19 protein-coding genes are annotated in these 20542 nt (G+C 33.1%); 1 reads left to right on the forward strand and 18 read right to left on the reverse strand.

Going from position 1 to position 20542, the window contains the following annotated elements; translation table 11 throughout:
• Nucleotides 1-12 precede the first annotated feature (12 nt).
• The 18 genes from atpA to NRK67_05885 form a co-directional block, all read right to left on the reverse strand.
• Nucleotides 13-1515: a F0F1 ATP synthase subunit alpha gene (gene atpA / locus NRK67_05800; protein UUV19023.1), complete on the reverse strand. Its 1503-nt coding sequence runs from the start codon at nt 1513-1515 to the stop codon at nt 13-15.
• 18 nt (nt 1516-1533) lie between these two features.
• Nucleotides 1534-2058, reverse strand: a complete 525-nt coding sequence (gene atpH, locus NRK67_05805; protein ID UUV19024.1) for an ATP synthase F1 subunit delta — start codon at nt 2056-2058, stop codon at nt 1534-1536.
• Nucleotides 2055-2561: a F0F1 ATP synthase subunit B gene (atpF, locus tag NRK67_05810; protein UUV19025.1), complete on the reverse strand. Its 507-nt coding sequence runs from the start codon at nt 2559-2561 to the stop codon at nt 2055-2057. The genes atpH and atpF overlap by 4 nt, the downstream gene beginning before the upstream one ends.
• A 60-nt stretch (nt 2562-2621) precedes the next feature.
• Nucleotides 2622-2891: an ATP synthase F0 subunit C gene (atpE, locus tag NRK67_05815; protein ID UUV19026.1), complete on the reverse strand. Its 270-nt coding sequence runs from the start codon at nt 2889-2891 to the stop codon at nt 2622-2624.
• A gap of 46 nt (nt 2892-2937) precedes the next feature.
• Nucleotides 2938-3726, reverse strand: a complete 789-nt coding sequence (gene atpB, locus NRK67_05820; GenBank protein UUV19884.1) for a F0F1 ATP synthase subunit A — start codon at nt 3724-3726, stop codon at nt 2938-2940.
• 113 nt (nt 3727-3839) lie between these two features.
• Entirely contained in the window at nt 3840-4217 is a 378-nt protein-coding gene (locus NRK67_05825; protein UUV19027.1) for an ATPase, read from the reverse strand.
• Between the two features lie 622 nt (nt 4218-4839).
• The gene (locus NRK67_05830) at nt 4840-5985 is read right to left on the reverse strand and encodes an MFS transporter (GenBank protein ID UUV19028.1); all 1146 of its coding nucleotides are present in this window, start codon (nt 5983-5985) and stop codon (nt 4840-4842) included.
• Nucleotides 5986-6174: 189 nt separating this feature from the next.
• Complete coding sequence (locus NRK67_05835; GenBank protein ID UUV19029.1) at nt 6175-6882, reverse strand: class I SAM-dependent methyltransferase; 708 nt, start codon at nt 6880-6882, stop codon at nt 6175-6177.
• Between the two features lie 82 nt (nt 6883-6964).
• Complete coding sequence (gene glmM, locus NRK67_05840; protein UUV19030.1) at nt 6965-8329, reverse strand: phosphoglucosamine mutase; 1365 nt, start codon at nt 8327-8329, stop codon at nt 6965-6967.
• A gap of 59 nt (nt 8330-8388) precedes the next feature.
• Entirely contained in the window at nt 8389-8919 is a 531-nt protein-coding gene (locus tag NRK67_05845) for a Gx transporter family protein (GenBank protein UUV19031.1), read from the reverse strand.
• A 2-nt stretch (nt 8920-8921) separates the two neighbouring features.
• Nucleotides 8922-10349, reverse strand: a complete 1428-nt coding sequence (gene purB, locus NRK67_05850) for an adenylosuccinate lyase (GenBank protein UUV19885.1) — start codon at nt 10347-10349, stop codon at nt 8922-8924.
• A 29-nt stretch (nt 10350-10378) separates the two neighbouring features.
• Nucleotides 10379-10822, reverse strand: coding sequence for a hypothetical protein (locus tag NRK67_05855; GenBank protein UUV19032.1), 444 nt, complete (start codon nt 10820-10822; stop codon nt 10379-10381).
• Between the two features lie 69 nt (nt 10823-10891).
• Complete coding sequence (gene rimI / locus NRK67_05860) at nt 10892-11329, reverse strand: ribosomal protein S18-alanine N-acetyltransferase (protein UUV19033.1); 438 nt, start codon at nt 11327-11329, stop codon at nt 10892-10894.
• 6 nt (nt 11330-11335) lie between these two features.
• Complete coding sequence (locus NRK67_05865; GenBank protein UUV19034.1) at nt 11336-12379, reverse strand: acyltransferase; 1044 nt, start codon at nt 12377-12379, stop codon at nt 11336-11338.
• A gap of 15 nt (nt 12380-12394) precedes the next feature.
• A complete protein-coding gene (gene lepB, locus NRK67_05870) occupies nt 12395-13321 on the reverse strand; it encodes a signal peptidase I (GenBank protein ID UUV19035.1) in 927 nt (308 codons plus the stop codon).
• A 225-nt stretch (nt 13322-13546) separates the two neighbouring features.
• Nucleotides 13547-14365: an N-acetylmuramoyl-L-alanine amidase gene (locus tag NRK67_05875; GenBank protein ID UUV19036.1), complete on the reverse strand. Its 819-nt coding sequence runs from the start codon at nt 14363-14365 to the stop codon at nt 13547-13549.
• Nucleotides 14366-14523: 158 nt separating this feature from the next.
• Nucleotides 14524-16077: an ABC transporter permease subunit gene (locus NRK67_05880; GenBank protein ID UUV19037.1), complete on the reverse strand. Its 1554-nt coding sequence runs from the start codon at nt 16075-16077 to the stop codon at nt 14524-14526.
• The gene (locus NRK67_05885) at nt 16078-17220 is read right to left on the reverse strand and encodes a betaine/proline/choline family ABC transporter ATP-binding protein (GenBank protein ID UUV19038.1); all 1143 of its coding nucleotides are present in this window, start codon (nt 17218-17220) and stop codon (nt 16078-16080) included.
• Between the two features lie 211 nt (nt 17221-17431).
• Between NRK67_05885 and NRK67_05890 the strand changes: the two genes are divergently transcribed.
• Nucleotides 17432-20419, forward strand: coding sequence for an insulinase family protein (locus NRK67_05890; GenBank protein ID UUV19039.1), 2988 nt, complete (start codon nt 17432-17434; stop codon nt 20417-20419).
• Nucleotides 20420-20542 lie beyond the last annotated feature (123 nt).

Below are 20542 nucleotides of genomic sequence, written 5' to 3' on the forward strand. Positions count from 1 at the left end.
ATCTCACCTCACTTAACTAAAATTTGCTTTAAATTCTGATATAGCCTTGTCTATCTTAGCTTCTAAATCTTTGTCTAAAGCTTTCTTTTCTGCTATTTCATTTAAAACAGTAGAATTATTTCTTAAATCAGCTATTAAATCACTTTCAAATCTACCGATATCTTCTAATGCAACTGAATCTAAGTGACCCTTAGTTACAGCGTAGAATGAGATTACTTGCTCTTCTACTTTATATGGTCTATATTGAGCCTGCTTTAACATTGCCATGATTCTATGTCCTCTTTCTAACTGAGCTTTAGTTGCCTTATCCAGGTCAGAACCAAATTGTGAGAAAGATAATACTTCATTATATTGAGATAACTCTAATTTAACTTTAGAAGCTACTTGCTTCATCGCTTTGATTTGAGCTGATCCCCCAACTCTTGATACAGATATTCCTGCGTCAACTGCTGGTCTTTGTCCTGCATTGAATAGGTCAGTAGTTAAGAATATTTGCCCATCTGTAATCGAGATTACGTTTGTTGGGATATATGCTGCTACGTCTCCTGCTTGAGTTTCGATGATTGGTAATGCTGTGATTGATCCAGCTCCCATCTCATCTGATAACTTAGCCGCTCTCTCCAATAATCTACTATGTAGATAGAAAACGTCTCCAGGATATGCTTCTCTGCCTGGTGGTCTCTTTAATAGTAATGACATTTCTCTGTAAGCGATGGCATGTTTAGTAAGATCATCATATATGATTAAAACGTGCTCTCCCTTTTCTGAGAAGTATTCTGCCATTGCTACACCTGAGTAAGGTGCAATGTATTGTAATGAAGCTGCTTCAGATGCTGTTGCTGCTACTACGATAGTGTTATCCATAGCTCCTGCATCCTCTAACTTTTTAACGATATTTACTACAGTCGATCTTTTTTGACCAATTGCTACGTAAACACACTTAACTCCAGTACCTTTTTGATTTATAATTGTATCGATAGCTACTGCTGTTTTACCAGTTTGTCTATCTCCGATTATAAGTTCTCTTTGTCCTCTACCGATTGGAACCATTCCGTCTATTGACTTGATTCCAGTTTGCATTGGCTCATGTACAGGTTTTCTTTGGATGATACCTGTAGCTTTCTTTTCTATATTCATTCTAGTTTCGGCTTTTATTTCACCTTTACCATCTATTGGATCTCCTAGTGCATTTACTACTCTTCCTAATAACGCCTCTCCTGCTGGAACAGATGCTATTTCTCCTGTAGCTCTTACTTCGTCCCCTTCTTTAACTGCAGTTGCGTCTCCTAAAAGTACCGCACCTACGTTATTTTCCTCAAGGTTTTGAACCATTCCTCTTACACCATTTGGAAATTCTAATAATTCTCCGGCTTTTGCATTGCTTAAACCGTATATTCTAGCAATTCCGTCTCCAACCTCTACTACAGATCCTGAAGTTTTTATATCTAAAGATTTTTTATAATTTTCGATTTCAGTCTTTATAATAGAGCTGATCTCTTCCGGTCTAATTTTCAACTAGCACACCTCCTACCACTATTTTTTCCATAAAGTTTCTAGTTGTCTCTTGATACTACCGTCTGTAATTTCGTCCCCAATTTTAAGGATTCCACCTGCGATAATAGAGCTGTCTATCTTTACAGTTAAGTTTATTTTTTTACCTGTTTTAGTCTCTAATTTTTTAATTAGATTTTCTTTTTGTACTTCACTAGGTTCTAATGCAAAAGTAGCTTCTACATCTATTATTTGATTTCTCTCATAATAGATCTTTAAGTACTCTGCTACAATAGACCTGATGTCTAGTAGTCTATCTTTGTCAATTAAGTAATCTACTATATCCATCTCAATTTCATCAAAGTCAGGAAACACTTTTTTTACAAAGCTTTTCTTATCCTCTTTTAAAATAAGTGGATGAGCTACTAAATTTTTAAACTCTAAATTTTCTAAATATGTTTCCATAATAGAATTAAGAGTATTATAGACTTCATTTACTTTATTTTCTCCTGCAGCAATCTCATAGATTGCTACAGCATATCTTTTTCCTACTTTTGCTCCTATCATTTAGTATCCCCTACCTCGTCAATGAATTGATCTAGTAAGTTTCCTCCTAGTTCGCTGTTCATCTTTTCATTGATCATCTTTTCAGCTAATGTCGCTGCTAACTTAGTAGCTTCAACTTGTAATTCTTTTCTAGCTTGAGATTTCATCTTAGCGATATCAGCTTCTGCTGTTGCTATCATCTTTTCTCTAGTAGCATTTGTTTCTTTAAGAATAAGCTCTTTTCTCTCTTCAGCCTTTTTTTCCGCTATAGTAATTATCTTGTTAGCTTCTAATTTTGCTGTTTTTCTTGTCATAGCTGCTTCTTCATTTAAGCTAGCTGCTAATTCCCTATCCTTTTTAGCATGAGTTAATTCTCCTGCTATTTTTTCTCTTCTTGTTTCTAAGAAATCATTCAATGGTTTATGAAAATATTTCTTGAAAACAAAAATAAGTATAACAAAGTTTATTATTTGCCAAAATAGATTAATATCTATACCTACTGCTGGCATGATTGTCTCGTTCAAACTAACTACCTCCTCTCTTAGAAATTTAATCTAAAATCTATCTATTAGATTCAAGTTAGTTTATCCTAATAATCCGATGAATGGATTTGCGTATAATAATATTAAAGCGATTACTAATGAGTAGATACCAGTTGATTCTGAGATTGCTTGACCCATTACCATTGTAGAGATGATATCTCCTTTAGCTTCTGGTTGTCTTGCTACAGATTCTACTGCTTTACCTGCTGCGTAACCTTCTCCTATTCCTGGCCCTAATCCTGCGATCATTGCTAACCCAGCACCTAAAGCTGAAGCTGCTAATATTATTGTTTTTGCTGTCATCATATCCATAATTTTTTACCTCCTGAAATTTTTTATAAATAATTTTTGTTATTGCTTAATCTTCTGTTGCCATTGACCCTTGAATATATACCATCGTTAACATGGTAAATACGAAACTTTGTACCAGACCTTGGAATAGGTCAAAGTATAGATGTAATGGTGCTGGTAATACTGCTGGTGCTGCCATATATAACAGTCCCATGATAACCATTCCTGCAAATGCATTTCCAAACAAACGCATAGATATATTAGTTGGTTTAGCTAATTCTCCGATTATATTCATCGGTAACATAACTGGTGTTGGATCACATAATCCTCCTACATATCCTTTTATACCATTTTCTTTAATAGCAATATATACAAACATAAATGTTGTAATAAGTGCTAATCCTAACGTAGTGTTGATGTCTGCCGATGGAGATCTAAGTAACGGTGAAATTACAAGTTGTCCATTTGCTGTACTGAATCCTGGAATTGGAAAAAATGATGTAATATTAGATATAGCTATAAAACTTATTAAAGCTGATATATAAACTACAAATTCCTTTCCTCTTTTACCAAACATCTGTGTTACTAAACTATCATATACATCATATAACGTTTCGAAAAATGCTTGTTTTTTCCCTGGTACCATCTCAAGATTCTTTAATCCCCAATTGAAAAATAGGAAAAATAAAGCTATCAATGCCCATGTTGTTACAACTGTAATTGTTACTGGAATCCCATATCCTCCATTTGCCATTTCCATAGCGAACGAAAATTTATGAGGAGTCGGTATAAAGAATACTACCTTCGGTCCTTCAACTAGTGGCGGCGTAATCACGCTTACAGCTCCAGCTTTCACAGCAACTTTTAATACAAAGTTTATAACTACTGCTACCACTATCGCTACCATTGCAAAGACTTTAAAACTCATTGGTTTCTTACTCATAGTAAAACTACCCTCCTTTCATGAAGTTAATTTTTTAATCTGTGTTTCAATTTATTTATAAATCCATTAACACCAAATAATAATATGTTGAACTTAACATTTAAAAGTCCCATTCCTCCCATTACAATACCACTAAACCCGATGAATTTAGCCATTAAAAATAAAAATATTCCATATATAAAATACCTTTTGGTATATCCTAATATCGTTAATTTGTTAGCATTTGAACTATGTACCGAAACTTCTGCGTCCCTTATGGTCATATACAAAGTCAAAAGCGAAACTAAAGAGCCGCCAAACACAGCCAGCAGTACTAATTTATCCCAAGTTACTATCCCATATATAAGTATCAGTGCCGACGTTATCACACTGTTTCTTATGAGTATTTTCAATTCTTTTCCCATAATTATACCTCGTTTTTCATTTATTTTCCCTTTTATAAATTTACTCTATTTTCTGCTATAAAGTCAATCTTTTATCCACTCAAATTAAACTTAAAACAAAGTCATTTCTTTTTCATTATCAGTTTATAAGCGTTATAAAATCCCCCTATAACACCTAATATTATAAAAAAAACAAATAAAAATATATTTTCACCTATAAATTTTGCAATTACTTTATAGATAAAAATACATATCAAAATACTAAATATTATAGTGAACCCCAATTGAGTCAATAAAGATAAGTAATAAAATATGTCATTTTTGCTGCCCATATCCATATCCTCCCACTGAGATTTTCATACAAATACTTTACTACCTGCTGGTCGGTTGTGTCAAGGGGTATATATTTAAACCACTCTTGATATAATAATACATTAGTATTGTTTTTTCATTTGTATTCTTAATTTATTCTTAAATTTATACTTTTTTTTGCTTTTACATACGTTTTTATTACATTCGGCACACATATAAATTTCCAAAGTTATTAATTTCACTAAAAATCTTATCATATAATGTGTAAAATGTAAACATTTTTACACTTTGGACTCTTTTTTTTAGACCAATCGTCCTTAATTTTCAGTAATCATTTTTTCTTGAATTTTAAAAAAAGTGATATAGATAACATCAATATAGTCGTTATTAATCCTATTCCCATAGTTAACATTACATTAAAGTTACTGCTTACCCATCCAGAGACAGGAGAATATATTATCCCTCCTACAGACCCCGAAGTCATTATAAAGGTCATCAGACTAGGGCTTATACTTTTTCTTCCCTCAGTCCCCAAAGCTATGATAGACGGATATAAACTTGAAAATCCAAATCCCAGAAGACCTACAAAGATATAGGTTACCCAAACTCCTTGAACCAGCATCAAAGTAAAGTACGATATCAGTGCCACAACCAATAGAGTTATGACCATATTGATCACTGTAAATTTATGACCTAATTTCCCGGCTATCAGTCTTCCACCTGCTATAAACAACCAAAATATAGAAAGTGAGATCTTAGCTTCCCCTCCATAGGCTCCTTTACCTACCATATATTCCACTATCCAATATGAAAATATCATCTCTGTAAAAACATATAAAAAGAGCATTGCTGCTGATAAATATACCTTAAAATCCCATTTAGCTGAGTCAGATTCATTTTTTTCATCTTTTTCATGGACAACACCACTAAAGTCAGTCCTTAAACCCAGGAAGATAATTACGGCCACCAAAGTCAGAAGAATCGTATATACCATATTCCAGCTCAGACTGACCCCTATGAGTGCTGCTGCTATAATAGGAGTCACTACTGCACTTATGGAATATGAAAAATGTAAAAAATTAAGTTTTCCATTTCTATCTTCAGTAAACGTATTTATAATCAAATAACTTGCCAAAGATATATATACTCCTATCCCTAAACCTGACAGTATTAATCCCAACATAAATATATTTACATCTTTTGTCAAAATCATAAAAAATGTTCCAACCAATATAAATAAACTGGATAAAATAACCTCTAATTTTAGTGGAACTATATCTAAAAATACCTTATTGGCAATCACTGTAATCATACTTGCCGTTGAAAATACTGTAAATAAGTATTGTAATTTTGAGGTAGTTATTCCAAAACTGTCTGCCATCTCTAATTTTAAGGACCCTTGGGATAAAAAAGCTATCCCCATATACGCAAACATGATATATGATATTACCATGATATTTTTTCTGTTCTTTTCCATTTTTTCTCCCTTTCCCTCCTTTGACATCGTAAAAACCATATTTATTAAATATAATTTTTTCGTACTAGTCAATCAGAGAAACACTTATTTCCCTATCAATTTAAAGTTTTTTGACACAGAGGTTCACATAAATTCATTATTTTCTCTGTATAACTCTCTTTTCTGTACAACTATGTGTCCAATTTTTAATTATTTTTTAAGAGTAAAGAATATTCTTTCTCCTGCTAATTCAGAGTTTTCTTCTACTTCTACCACTTGAAACCCTACTTCTTTAGCAGTATTCATTATCTCATCCACAGTAAATATCTTCTTAACATATTCCTCTGTTATCTTTTTAAACATCCCATTTTTTTGTTTTACAAAGAAAGTAGTATCCACATAATCTATCCCTTCCTCTATATCTTCCTCATGTTCCCAGATGATCATTATATCTCCCCTATCATCTATAAAGTTCCCCCCTGGAAACATCTCTTCCATCAGTTCTCTGGTAACTACATCAAATATATAGAGCCCATCTTCATTTAAATTTTCCCATACACTGGAAAAAGTTTTTTTCAGTCCCTCTAAAGAGATCAAATGATTTACCGTGTCAAAAAGAGAGATAACCACATCATGTTTTTTCTCTAATTTTAATCCCCTCATATCCTGCACATAAAATGATGCTGAATCTATCTTTCTATTGGCTATTTCCACCATCTCTTTGGATAGATCTACTCCTGTCATCTCATAATCAGAAATTAATCTGAGGAGTACTTCTCCTGTCCCGCATCCTAAATCTAAGATAGTTTTAGGAGAATCTCCATACCTTTCAATCTTTTCTTCGATGATATTCTTCCATCCATCATAATCTGCATATTCCATCATTATATCGTATACTTTGGAAAAATTTTTATACATACTCATCATCCTCTGTTTTTATAATTTTTTAGGTGATTTTCAGATAAAAAGAGACCCTTATAAAGAACCTCTTTTTATTTAATTATCCTAATTCTTTTTTTACTACATCTGCTATCTCAGCTGCCACTGAATCTACTTGAGTTTTATCTTTTCCTTCTACCATTACCCTTACTAGCGGTTCCGTTCCAGAAGTTCTAACTAATACTCTTCCTAACCCGTCCATCTCTTTTTCCTTTATCCTTATAATCTCTTTTATTGCACTATTTTCATTCCAAGTATTTTTCTTAGAATTTTCTACCCTTACATTGATTAAAATTTGCGGCCAGTCAACTATACCAGACACTAATTCATCTATAGATTTCTCACAGTCACGGAGTGCTTCTACTAATTTTAGAGATACTAAGATTCCGTCTCCTGTAGTATTGTAATCTGACATTATTATGTGTCCTGATTGCTCCCCTCCAAGATTCAGTCCTTGTTCCTTCATCTTAGCTATCACATATCTGTCTCCTACATTAGCTCTTACTAAAGTAATTCCTTTGTTTTCAAGGTATTTTTCAAATCCCATATTACTCATGACAGTAGTCACTACCTTATTATTGTTTAACTCATCTTTCTCTTTTAAATTTAAAGCTAATATAGATATGATCTTGTCTCCATCTATTATATTTCCGAATTTATCTACTGCCATCAATCTGTCGGCATCTCCATCATAGGCTAGTCCTAGATCTGCACTGTACCCAACTACAACTTTAGCTAAAATTTCCGGATGAGTAGATCCACACTTTACATTTATATTCGTTCCATTAGGCAGGTCATTTATAGATACTATCTCTGCTCCTAATCTTGAAAATATTGATCTGGCTAATTTAAATGCTGCTCCATTAGCTGAATCTAAGATTATCTTCATCCCTGAAAAATCTCCCTTTACAGTAGATAATAAGAAATCTCTATATAAGAAATAATCGTCATCTTCCATTAGAACTTTACCAACCTTGTCCCCTGCTACACATTCCTTCGAAATTTCCTCATAGTTATCCATTAAACCTTCTAATTCCAACTCTATCTCATCTGGTAACTTTGTACCATTACTTCTAAATATCTTTATCCCATTATCCTTAGCCGGATTATGAGAAGCTGAGATCATTATTCCTGCATCAGCTGATTTTGCCTGGGTAAGGTATGCCACACCTGGAGTTGGCAACACTCCTACATAGGTAATATGAACACCCATTGAAGACAACCCTGCCATAAGAGCTGATCTTAACATATATCCAGATATCCTGGTATCACTTCCAATAACTACATCTATCTTTTTTTTATCAGGATTTTTTTTCTTTAAATAATAAGCCAGGGCATATCCCAGTCTCATAGCTATATCCACCGTCAGTTCCCTGTTGGCTTCTCCCCTTATCCCGTCTGTTCCAAAATATTTTCTCTTTTGCATCTCGTATCCCCCTGTATTTTACCCTCATTTTCCTGTACGGGCAATTTATGAATATCCCTCTATAAATTAGAGGGTCTCAATTTTAATCTACTGGCTATAATTCCTATAATTCCTCCAGATACCACTCCTATCCCTAAAAATATCATAACAAATATCAATATAGATCTTCCCATAATATCAGTATTTCTAAATAGAAGGAAATACACCACTATCAATTGTACTATATTATGGGTCAGAGCTGAAAAAATACTTATTGCCACAAGACTTATATGTTTTTTTAAACTATATAAAAAACACATGGCTCCTGTACTTATTACCCCAGATGTCAAACTTATAAAAAATCCTGGGGTAAACAAAGTCCCTATCATCATCCCTTGGATGAGAATCCTTAAAAACAAAACCTCAAAGGCCATCTTTTTTCCAAATTTTACTAAAACTATTATTGTAGCTAGATTAGCTAACCCCAATTTCATCCATGGAAAGGGTTTTGGAATTATAGTTTCAAATAACGAAAAATAGAGAGCTAGCAGCACAAAGGCTACTAAATAAAGCTCTCTTTTCTTATTTTCGTTTTTTTTATTTCTTTTCACAACTATACTCTTAAGCCAGCTTCCATCCCAAGTAAATACTCATATTTTTTTATGATTGGGTTGATCTCTTCCTCTATAAATTCCACTGTTTGTTGAGGAGCAAATCCTACGAATCTCTTTGGATCTAATATTTTCACTAATTCTTCCTTATCAATGTTAAAGTATTCATCAGCTAAGATTCTTTCAATAAGGTCATTTTCCTTACCTTCTATCTTAACTTGTTTTCCTGCTTCCATAGAGTGTTCTCTTATTCTTTCGTGTAATTCCTGTCTGTCTCCACCATTTTTTACACCTTCCATGATAACGTATTCAGTTGCCATAAATGGTAATTCAGACATAATTCTTTTCTCTATCATCTTTGGATATACTACCATTCCATCAAAGATATTTTGTAAGATTACTAATATTGAATCCACTGCTAAAAACGCCTGTGGTACAGATAATCTCTTATTTGCTGAGTCATCTAATGTTCTTTCAAACCATTGAGTTGCAGATGTCATAGCTGTACTTTGCTGCATAGCTATTACGAATTTTGCTAGTGATGATACTCTCTCACTTCTCATTGGATTTCTCTTATATGCCATAGCTGAAGATCCGATTTGTTTTTTTCCAAATGGTTCCTCTATCTCTTTTAAGTGTTGTAATAATCTGATATCGTTAGTTAATTTATGAGCTGTTTGAGCTATATTAGACAATAGGTTCAATGTTTCTGAATCTATCTTTCTATCATAAGTTTGACCTGTTACCATAAATCTTCTGTCAAAACCTAATTTTTTAGAAACCATCATATCAAGCTGCTTTACCTTGTCATAATCTCCGTTGAATAACTCTTCGAAACTAGCCTGAGTTCCAGTCGTTCCCTTCACTCCTCTAAACCTCATATTTTCCATTCTGAATTCTAACTCTTCGAAATCTAACATTAAACTTTGTAACCATAATGTAGTTCTCTTTCCTACAGTAGTAAGCTGTGCAGCTTGGAAATGTGTAAATCCAAGGGTAGGAAGATCTTTATATTCCATTGCGAAATCAGACATATTTTTAAATACATTTACAAATTTCTTCTTTAAGATCTCGTACCCGTCTTTTATTTGAATCAAATCTGTGTTGTCTCCTACGTAAGCAGAAGTTGCCCCTAAATGGATAATTGGTGCTGCTGTTGGTGCCTGTACACCAAATGCATGTACATGGGCCATTACATCATGTCTTACCTCTAATTCTCTTTCTGCTGCAACATCATAGTTGATATCGTTTACATATTTTTTCATCTCTGCTATCTGTTCATCGGTTATATTCAATCCTAATTCTTTCTCTGATTCTGCCAAGGCAATCCAAAGCCTTCTCCAGCTTGAAAATTTCTTATTCGGTGAAAAGTTTTCTAACATCTCTTTAGATCCATATCTCTCTACTAACGGGTTTGAATATACATTCATCATTATTCTCTTCATCTCCTAATATATTTTTATCCACCACATTTTATGGTAGTTATTAAACTCTTTATGTCTTCCTTCTTTTTTTCCAGATGAGACATTATTTTTTCCACATCTTCTGCCGATCTTATTGTCCAAGTTAAAGTCAGTGTATCTCCCTCTAAATTTTTAGGGACATCCACTACCAATCCCTTATTTTTTATTGAATTTGATAACCCCTTAACTTTATTCATAGCTTTACTCATAACAGGATTTCTATATTCCCTTATGATCTTTAAAAACTTCATTGTGTCGTGTTTTCTGTTATTGTTTAATTCTATCTTCATTTTTTCTATAAATTCTAAAAAATTTATACCCTTTATATTTTTTAATTCCTTAAAAAATTCTCCTACCTCTTTTTCAGCAGAATATGAAAGGTGCAGGTGTTTTTCTGCAAACTCTATTATATCTCTATCTTCAATAAATTTATATTCCATAAACCCCTCTTTTACCATCCTTTCCTGCATCAGGAAAAAATTCTAAACCACACTACATTACCTCTTCCTTTAATTGCAAGAAGAAGTTTCAAACAGATAAACTATACCGTCTTCCCCTGTATCTCCATAATATCCCTTTCGGATATTGATCTTTTTAAATCCCAGACCTTCATATAGGCTGATGGCCGTTTCATTGGATACCCTTACCTCTAAGATCAAGTTTTTATCCAGATCTTTCAAAACAGAAGTTAAAAGTTTTTTCCCCAGTCCTCTCCCTCTATAATTAGGAGAAACAGCTACCTTTATCACCTCATATATATCTATACTATCGAGCAGTATAATATAACCTGCCAGCCTGTTCCTGTTAAATATTCCGAGGAATTTATAAGATGGGTTCCCGTACATATCAGCCAAAGTTGAGATCCTGTAACTATTTTTAAAGGAAATCTGCTCTATATCAAAAAGGTCCATCAATTCATCCTCTTCTACCTCTCTTATATCTATCATTTTTTATCATGCTCCTATTAATTTTCTACTGTGCTTGGGCAAAACTTTTTTTATGAGAGAAGCTATAAAACACGACCCCATGGTTATCACAAAGGCAATTATTAACAGACCTAATATCCCGCTCTGAAAATTTAATCCCAGAACTTTCTTTAACTCCATCCCATTCATCAGAAGGTATCCATGGATAAAAAACACTGCAAAACTATACTTAGCCATAAAGTCCAATATCCATATTTTTTTATCTTCCAGCCTGTGAAGTAAGATCATTAAGAAATAGATCATAAATACTTTTTGATAGATCGTCAGGTCTATTCCTCTATATTCAAATATAGCTTTTTGATAATTATACGGATGATCCAGCACTACCCCCTGGAAATAACCCATAGCTAAAAATCCCAGAGCCAGCCATATCTCTTTACCCTTTAATTTTTCATAGATAATGCTCTTATTTATAGATGACCAAATTCCCATTACGTAGATTGGTGAAAAATAAATAAGCGACTGTAAGGTGTTAAAATTATTAGTCGGCCTGTGGATAAAGCCTGATAAAATTATCCCTGCCACTATCAATATAATCTGTGTTTTATTACTTAATTTTATATATCTCAAATAGATTGGAGAAGCTACAAACAATAAGATTGCAAAGGGTATATACCAATAGGCTATCATATGGTAGCCTGTCCCATAATAAAATAAAATTGCAGTAATCTTATTGTTTATCTCTATACCTATATCTTTTAAATTCAAATAACTTCCTTTAATAAATACAGCCTTATAGATCACATAACCAGACATTATTAAATAAGGTATCACTACATTTTTTCCCTTGTTCATCAGGAATTTTTTATAGTCAAATGTTCTCTTATAAAAAACATGGTGGAACATAAATCCGGAAACAAATACAAATAATGCTGTCCCCCCTGTAGCTATAGCTTCAAAAGTTTTCTCTGCATTTGTCGTTGCCTCAAAACCTGCCAGCCAATAACTATGTCCTAAAACGATTATAAATATAGCTATTCCTCTAAAATAATTTATAGAGTTTAAAAACACCCTCTCACCTCTTTTTTACTTTAACAATCCGATTCTATTCAATGGCCAAAATCTTACAAAAGCTTTTCCTTCAATCCTATGCTGAGCTACAAATCCCCACATTCTGCCATCATAACTTCCATCGGTATTATCTCCTAGTGCTAAGAAATAATCCTCAGGTATGGTAGTTTCTATCGTTTCTCCAGATAACAATTTGTTTAATACCTCTTCATCATGGATATAGTCTAGTATCATCCCTGTTTTTTTGCCATTTATATAAAAATCTACATTTGGTAATACCTGAGCCAGTGCCCCAGGTTTATCCAATAAATATTTTTGAACTTCAGCTATCTTTACATTATTTTGTTTAAATTCTTCACTGTAATTTTCCATGGGAATTATAGTCAATTTATCCCCTTTCTTAGGAACTATCCACTGATTATAATCTAGCTCTCCTAAGTTAGAATATCTCCTGTCTGATACCTGTTTCCCGTCTATTACCAGTCTTTCACCATAGATTTCTACAGTCTCACCAGGGAGCCCCATAAGTCTCTTTGTATATAATACCTTATTTTCTACAGGCTCCTTAAACACTATTATGTCTTCCCTTGAAGGCTCAGTGAATTTATAGATCACCATATTTCCAAACAATCTGTCCTTTGGAACAATAGTCGGGATCATAGATCCTGTAGGTACTAAAAAGTTCCCTAAATAAAATTTTTGAATTATAAGTACTAAGATTAGCGCTGATCCTATTGCTTCAGTAAAGTTAATAGTTTTTTTTATTCCTGCTTTTCCATATTTAGACTTTATATTTAACTTTTTAATTATAGATTCTGAAAATCTATCTCTGTAAACTCTTATCTGCGCCACTACTTTTTTCTCTTTCAACCATAAGAAAATAAAAAAAGTCGTAAGTATCACATAAAATATCCCGTTTATTATCAATTTATTAGTTTCCATATCAGCCCCTAATCCTCCTCTAAATTCCTTATAATATCTGCATATTCTACCATATTTATCATTTTTTTTCCACGAATAAAAACCTCGAAAACTAACGATGCTGACCATAATTGAACTCAACACCTAATTATCATAGATTATTTTTTAGTTCCAATTACACACATGCCCATTAATGAGAACACCTTATATAATTTATTTTGTTTACCATCGTCTTTTGACCTTCTACTAACTATACTTTTTATTGAGTGCTTTTAAAATTGCAAAGGTCTCTAAATCCATCTCTCCTGTTACTCTAGCCGGTCTGAAATGAGCTTGAAAAGCTCCTATAACCTTTATAGTTTCTCCATCATTTTCCCCGCTTATTTTAATCCCATACCCATACCTTCTAAGTTCCATCTGAATATCTGCTTCACTATATTTTTCATACAATTCTTCATCGTAGAATTTATGAAAATCTTCCATCTCATACCAGGCTCCTACACCATATTTCCTATACAACTCCTCCCATGGGAACATAGGCCCTGGATCCTGTTTTCTTGTAGGTGCTATGTCTGAATGCCCCAATACATTTTTAGGAGATATCTTATATTCCTTTACTAAATCTTGGAGAAGTCTTCCTATTTTTTTTATTTGATAATCCTCATAGGGGTAAAATTCCCTGTTAGCTATATTTTTAATTTCACTTTCTGTATCTAAGTCTACAACTGTTTTTTTGTACCCCTTATTGACTATCTCTATCCCTATAGAGCTGTCGTTTAAGTTGGTCCTCCCTCCAAATTCACTTATACCTGCATGCCATGCCCTTTTTTCAAGAGGCACTAATTGATATATAGAGTCCCATCTTTTATCTGTTACCAAATAATGGGAACTTACTTTCCCCTGGGTTAGTGCTCTGATGGACCTGTCTGTATCTATTGCAGTATAATGAAGTACTATAAACCTAACCCTTTCATTGTACCCTGTCGCCTTGTAGGTTTTACTATCTATCTTATAACAGGAGGTAAAAATCAATAATCCCGCTATTAAAAATATTATTTTACCCATAATTCACCCCGCTTATTAATTAATATTTCACAATAAGATTATACCACGATTGAAAGAGAATAACAGTTTTAAAAAAAGACCTAAGACCTGCAAAGCATGTTCTTAAGTCTTTTTATCTATATATTTTATAAGATTAAAATTCACTCATAAAAATAATTTTATTTTGTAAATTCATCTATAAATTTTTCTGCTGCTTCCTTGGGAGTATAACCCTCTTCATCTACAAGATAATTTAACTCCTGCATCTGTTCATCTGAAATTTTCCCTGCAAGTTTATTGAATATCTCAACCAATTCGGGATATTCATTTAAAACTCTTTTATTTAATATAGGAGCCACATTATACGGTGGAAAAAAGTTCTTATTATCATTTATGATCTTCAAATTATATTTTTTTATCCTGCCATCGGTACCAAACCCCACAATAACATCTAGCTCCTTATTGTTGATAGCTGTGAATAATAATCCCGGATCCATCCCCTTGACTCCTTTAAATTCAAGTCCATAGGTTTTATTCAGTGCTCCATTCCCGTCAGGTCTCTCTATATATTCATTAGAACCCCCAAGCTGGAAGTCTCCATTATATTTTTTTATATCTGAAATGTTTTTTAGATTATATTTTACTTTGTTTTCTTCACTTGTAAGAAATACGTAGGTGTTGTTGAATCGTAGCGGTTTCAAATATTTAAAGCCATATTCCTCTTTAAACTTATTTTTAACGATTTCATAAGTTTTGTCCCTGTCATAGATCTTCTTTTGTTTAAAAATAGACATATAAGCAGTTCCTGTATACTCCGGATACAGGTCTATTTCCCCTTTTTCCAAGGCTCCAAATGCAATCTGAGTCCCTCCGAGCTCAATAACTTTGCTGTTGTAATTAGTGTATTTTTCTATTAATTTCCCGTATACTTCTCCTAATATTCTCTGTTCTGTAAAACTTTTATGCCCCACTACAATAGTATTTTTCATTTCCCTGTATTCTTTATACTTTGCACTCCCTACAGCTATTATTGGAATTAAGAGAGCCATTAGGATCCCACCTAAAACTTTTTTTCTGTTTCTCTGTATATAACTGGTTTCAGTAGATTTTCTCTTAGGAGTCAGCGCTGTTTCAGCTACCCCCATTATATAATTTAACATAATTGCAAGTAGGGCCGTAGGGATTGCTCCCAGCAATATCAATTGATTATTATTCATTGAAATCCCTCTAAATATAAAACTACCGAATCCTCCTGCTCCAATCAAGGCTGCAATTGTCGTCGTTCCTATACTGGCAACTGTAGATACTTTGATCCCTCCCATCATAACGGGAATAGCAAGGGGCAGTTTAATCCTGAATAAGATCTGTTTATTGCTCATCCCTATACCTGTTGCACTTTCAATTAAAAAGTCCTCTACCTCGGTGATACCTATATATGTATTCATAATGATCGGCAGCAATGCATATAAAAATAAAACAAATACCGCCGGTTTTACTCCTATTCCAAGAACCGGAATGATAAGTCCGAACAATGCCAGACTGGGAACCGTTTGAAAAACACTTACGACACTCAAAACATGCTTTGAAATCTTTTTACTTTTAGATATATATATCCCAACAGGAATACCGATTAAAATTGCCAAAGTCACTGCAGTTAAAGAGATCTGCAGATGTTCCAAAAGAGCTCTTAAAAGCTCCGCTTTATATTTAGCTATAAAATTTGTAAATTCCATTTAGTTCACCTCCACTATAGATGGGGTTATATCTGAAATGACATTCAATAGATTAGACGGAGTTATTGCTCCTATTAAATTTCCGTTTTCATCATTCACCGGAAAAACCTTGAGTTTACTGTCCTTTATTTTATTAAGTACATCCAATAAATTCTCTCTTTCACCCAGGGTAATAAAATCCGTATACATCAGATCTTTTATGTCTGTTTCTGCAGTTAAAATTTCTCTTTTATGAAAGATTAATTTTTTAGTGATTATTCCCTTTATTTTGTTATCTCTCCCCTCCTGCTTCACAACAAAAACAGCATCGATATCATAATTTTTCATCTTCTCATAGGCCCTTGCTATATGGGAACTTTCCTGTACCACAGGGATTTTAGTCTTCATAATATCTTTTACCAATAACATCTCAGGAGTTTTCCAGAGTCTGTCATTCCCTATAAAATATTCTACAAAAGAATCTTTAGGGTAGTGTAAGATATTTTCCGGAGTATCAAATTGCAAGATCTTTCCATCCCTTAATATAGCTATCTTATCCGCCAATTTGATAGCCTCATCCATATCATGGGTCACAAAAATAATTGTCTTTTTTAATTTTTCCTGTAGGGAAATCAGTTCATCCTGTAAGTTTTCACGGGTAATGGGATCCAATGCTGAAAAGGGTTCATCCATTAGGATAATATCCGGATTTACAGCTAAGGCTCTGGCTATCCCAATTCTCTGCTGCTGTCCTCCTGATAGTTCTTCTGGATATTTGTCATAATATCCCCCATCTAAATCTACCAATTCCAATAATTCCATCGCTCTTTCTCTGGATTTTTCCTTACTCCATTTTAATAGACTGGGAACAGCTTCTATATTTTGCCCTATTGTCATGTGCGGGAATAATCCGACCTTTTGAATAACATACCCTATTTTTCTCCTCAAAAGGACCGGATTATAATCCTTTATATTTTTCCCATCTATTAAAACCTCTCCTGAAGATAGTTCTATTAATTTATTTATCATTTTCATAATCGTTGTTTTACCGCATCCCGATTCTCCTATTAAACAATAGAATTTTCCACGTTCAAACTCTATAGATATATTTTTAATTATTTCTGACCTTCCGAAATTTTTAACTATACCCTTTAATTCAATCATCCATTCCCTCCTATAAATTTATTTAAATATCTCCCTCTATAATCTATTTTTTTAGTCCTGCTGCTAATAAAAATACAAAAAAGTTATAACACTATTATACCTTATATAATCAATATATATAAATTTAAGATTTGAATCTAAATATTTGTTATTACAATCAATATAGTGTAAACTTCTAGTATTCTTATAAAATATATACAATGGAGGCACTATGAAATTACTAATGCTACTTATGACCCTTTCTTTCCTTATCTCTTGTGGCAAGAAAGAAGTCGAAAAAGAAAAAGAGATGTTTAAACTCATCGAAACGAGAGAGGTTAAAAATTTAGGAGCTACAAGTTATACCTATGAACATATAAAAACAGGTGCTCACGTTATTTATTTAGACGACCAATCTCCTGAAAAAGTTTTTGGTATTGCATTTAAAACTCCCGTAGTGGATGACACCGGAGTAAATCACGTATTTGAACATGCTGTTTTACAGGGATCCAAAAAATACCCGGATAAAAATTTATTCTATGAACTGGATACCAAAAATATCCCGTCATTTTTAAACGCTATGACTGGTCAGGACTATACAGTTTATCCATTTTCAGCAGTGGAACCAAAATCTTTTAATAATCTTATGGATATCTATTTAGATGCCGTTTTCAATCCACTGGTATTAGAAGATGAAAATACCTTAAAAAGAGAGGGATGGAGATATGATAGAAACCCAAATAACGGTGAATTAATCATAAATGGGATAGTTTATAATGAGATGAAGGGAGCTTTTTCTAACCCATATAGAAACCTATCTTTTAGAATGAATAGATTGATGTATCCAGATGAGATGGCAAACTACAGGTTTTCTTCTGGAGGGTTACCCAGCAGTATCCCAAATTTAGACCTGGATCATCTAAGAAAAACTCACGAAAAATACTATACTCCCTCTAATTCCATTGTGGTCTTAGCAGGAAAACAGGATATAAAGAAAACATTAGCTAAATTAGATGAATACTACAGCCAATATGACAAATCAGAGGTAGCTGAAATTGAGACTCAGAATACAGAGTTAAAGGACGAATTCCATAATGAGAGTTATCCCGCTCCTAAGGGATCTCCAAATATCTATATCTACGGAACCCTTATGAAACCTAAGACATCCCTACCGGAACTTATGTTTATAACATCTCTTTTGGCCGACTATGAGATCTCTCCACTAAAAAAATTATTTGTGGATGAAAAATTCAGCGGTAGTTTTGGTCTTTATAACGATAATACCATCCAGCCAAGAGGATATTACCTTATCCAGGGTGCAAAGAAGGAAGAAGTTGCTAAATTTAGAAAGTTGATGGATACTAAGATGAAGGAGATCGCTAAAACAGGAGTAGACCCTGAGATCGTTGAACTAGCTCTGAGAGATTATAAAAAACAACTGGCTAAGTCTCAATACTCCAAAGAAAGAGCATCTGATCTGACAACCAGTATAGCTACAAGTTATTTTTATTATGACAAACCATATCTATTTATCTCTGACGATAAGATAAAAATATTGGAAGATTTGGCTAATAATCCTGAAAAAATTAAAAAATTAATAAAGGAATACTTCGTAAACAATACCAATAAATTGGAGATTTTCTTCACTCCAGACGAAGATCTTTTAGCTGAAAATGAAACTTTGGAAAAAGAAAAGTTAAACAAATTTGAAGAAAGTCTAAACGATAAAGAATTAGAAAATTTAAATAAAGAGATTAAAAAGTTCAATGCCTGGTCAAAGGAACCTGTAGATAAAAAAATTATCGATTCTATCCCCAGTGTGAAACTAGATGATCTTTCTGATTCAGAGATTCCTACTGTAAAAAGAAGTAAAGAATCTGTAGATGGAGTCACATTTGTAGACAACGATATCAATACCTACGATATCAACTTAGTTTCTTTAAAATTCGATGCCAGCGGTTTAGATCAATCTGAAAAACTAGACTCGGAGTTATTTTCATATCTGATGACAACCAGCAGTACCAAAGACTTCTCCTTTGAGGAGACCTCTAATAATTTAACTAAATATTTTTTCAAACTTAGTTTAAACAACAGGACTTCTCTTTTAGGTAACGACAGTATCTCCAGAAGATTTGTAATAAATTTTGAATATCTTCAGGATGACAGCGCAGAAGTATACAATACACTAGAAAATTTATTCTTAGAGGGAAATTTTGACAATAAATTAGAGATCAAAAAGAGATTAGAAGGTCTCCGTGATTCAATCTTAACTAGCTCTTCAGATGCCAATGTTATTAACAGGATGTCGGTAATCAAAGCTATGTCTATGATCAATCCAAACTATAACTATTATTTAGATGAGGAAGTTAATTTTGGAGGTAGAGGTTACTATGTCTATCCTCCTATGCTGACTAAATTAAATAAAATTCTAGAAAATTATGATGAAAACTTTATACAATTACAGGAAGATATGAAAAACATCAGAGAAAAAATATTCAATAAACATAACTTACTTATCTTCTACGCCAACAGAGGGAACTATGAAAACTTCAAAAATGATATCACACCTCTTTTAAGTAAGATGAATGATATACCTATTGAAAAGGAAAGTTATGGAAAGCTAGAAAATTCTAATTTAGCCATTACAGTACCAGCCCAGAATGGATCTACCTCTTGGGGGAATAACCTGGTAGATATGGGCTATGAGTACAACGGAAAATATAAGATTATGTCTAATATGATCAATGAATATTTAAACAACAAGATCAGAGTGCAAAATGGTGCCTATGGTGCCTGGTTCTATATCACATTAAACAGGGATATAGTGGCTTCATCTTATAGGGATGGAGAAGTGGATAAAACTATCGATACCTATAAGGAAATACCTAATTATTTACAGGGTGAATTGGATATAAAGCAGGAAAAATTTGACGGATTTATCCTGAAAAGTATGGCAAAATACTATCAGGCTTATACTCCTGATACCCTTATGAACCTTTCATATACCCACTACCTTTATGATATAAGCTTAGAGGATATGGAGAGGGAAAAAGCGGAAGTTTTGTCTACTTCTAAGGAAGATATCTCAGAATTTATTGAGATAATGACTAAGTTCAGCCAGCAAAAACATTATTCTACTGTAAACAATGAAAATATTATAAAAGAAAAAGGCAGTAATTCCCACTTCGATAAGGTTATCGAATTTGAGGAGATAAAATAAAGTAAAATACAAAATCAAAACTAAAAAAAGCTGGGGAATCTTCCCCAGCTTTTTTTAGTTTTGATTTTTTAATCTTTTTAAAGCATAATTAATTAGATGCTATTATACTTTTTATTTGAGGAG

It is taken from the genome of Fusobacteria bacterium ZRK30, assembly GCA_024628785.1.
In the GTDB taxonomy this organism is placed as follows: Bacteria; Fusobacteriota; Fusobacteriia; order Fusobacteriales; family Fusobacteriaceae; genus Psychrilyobacter.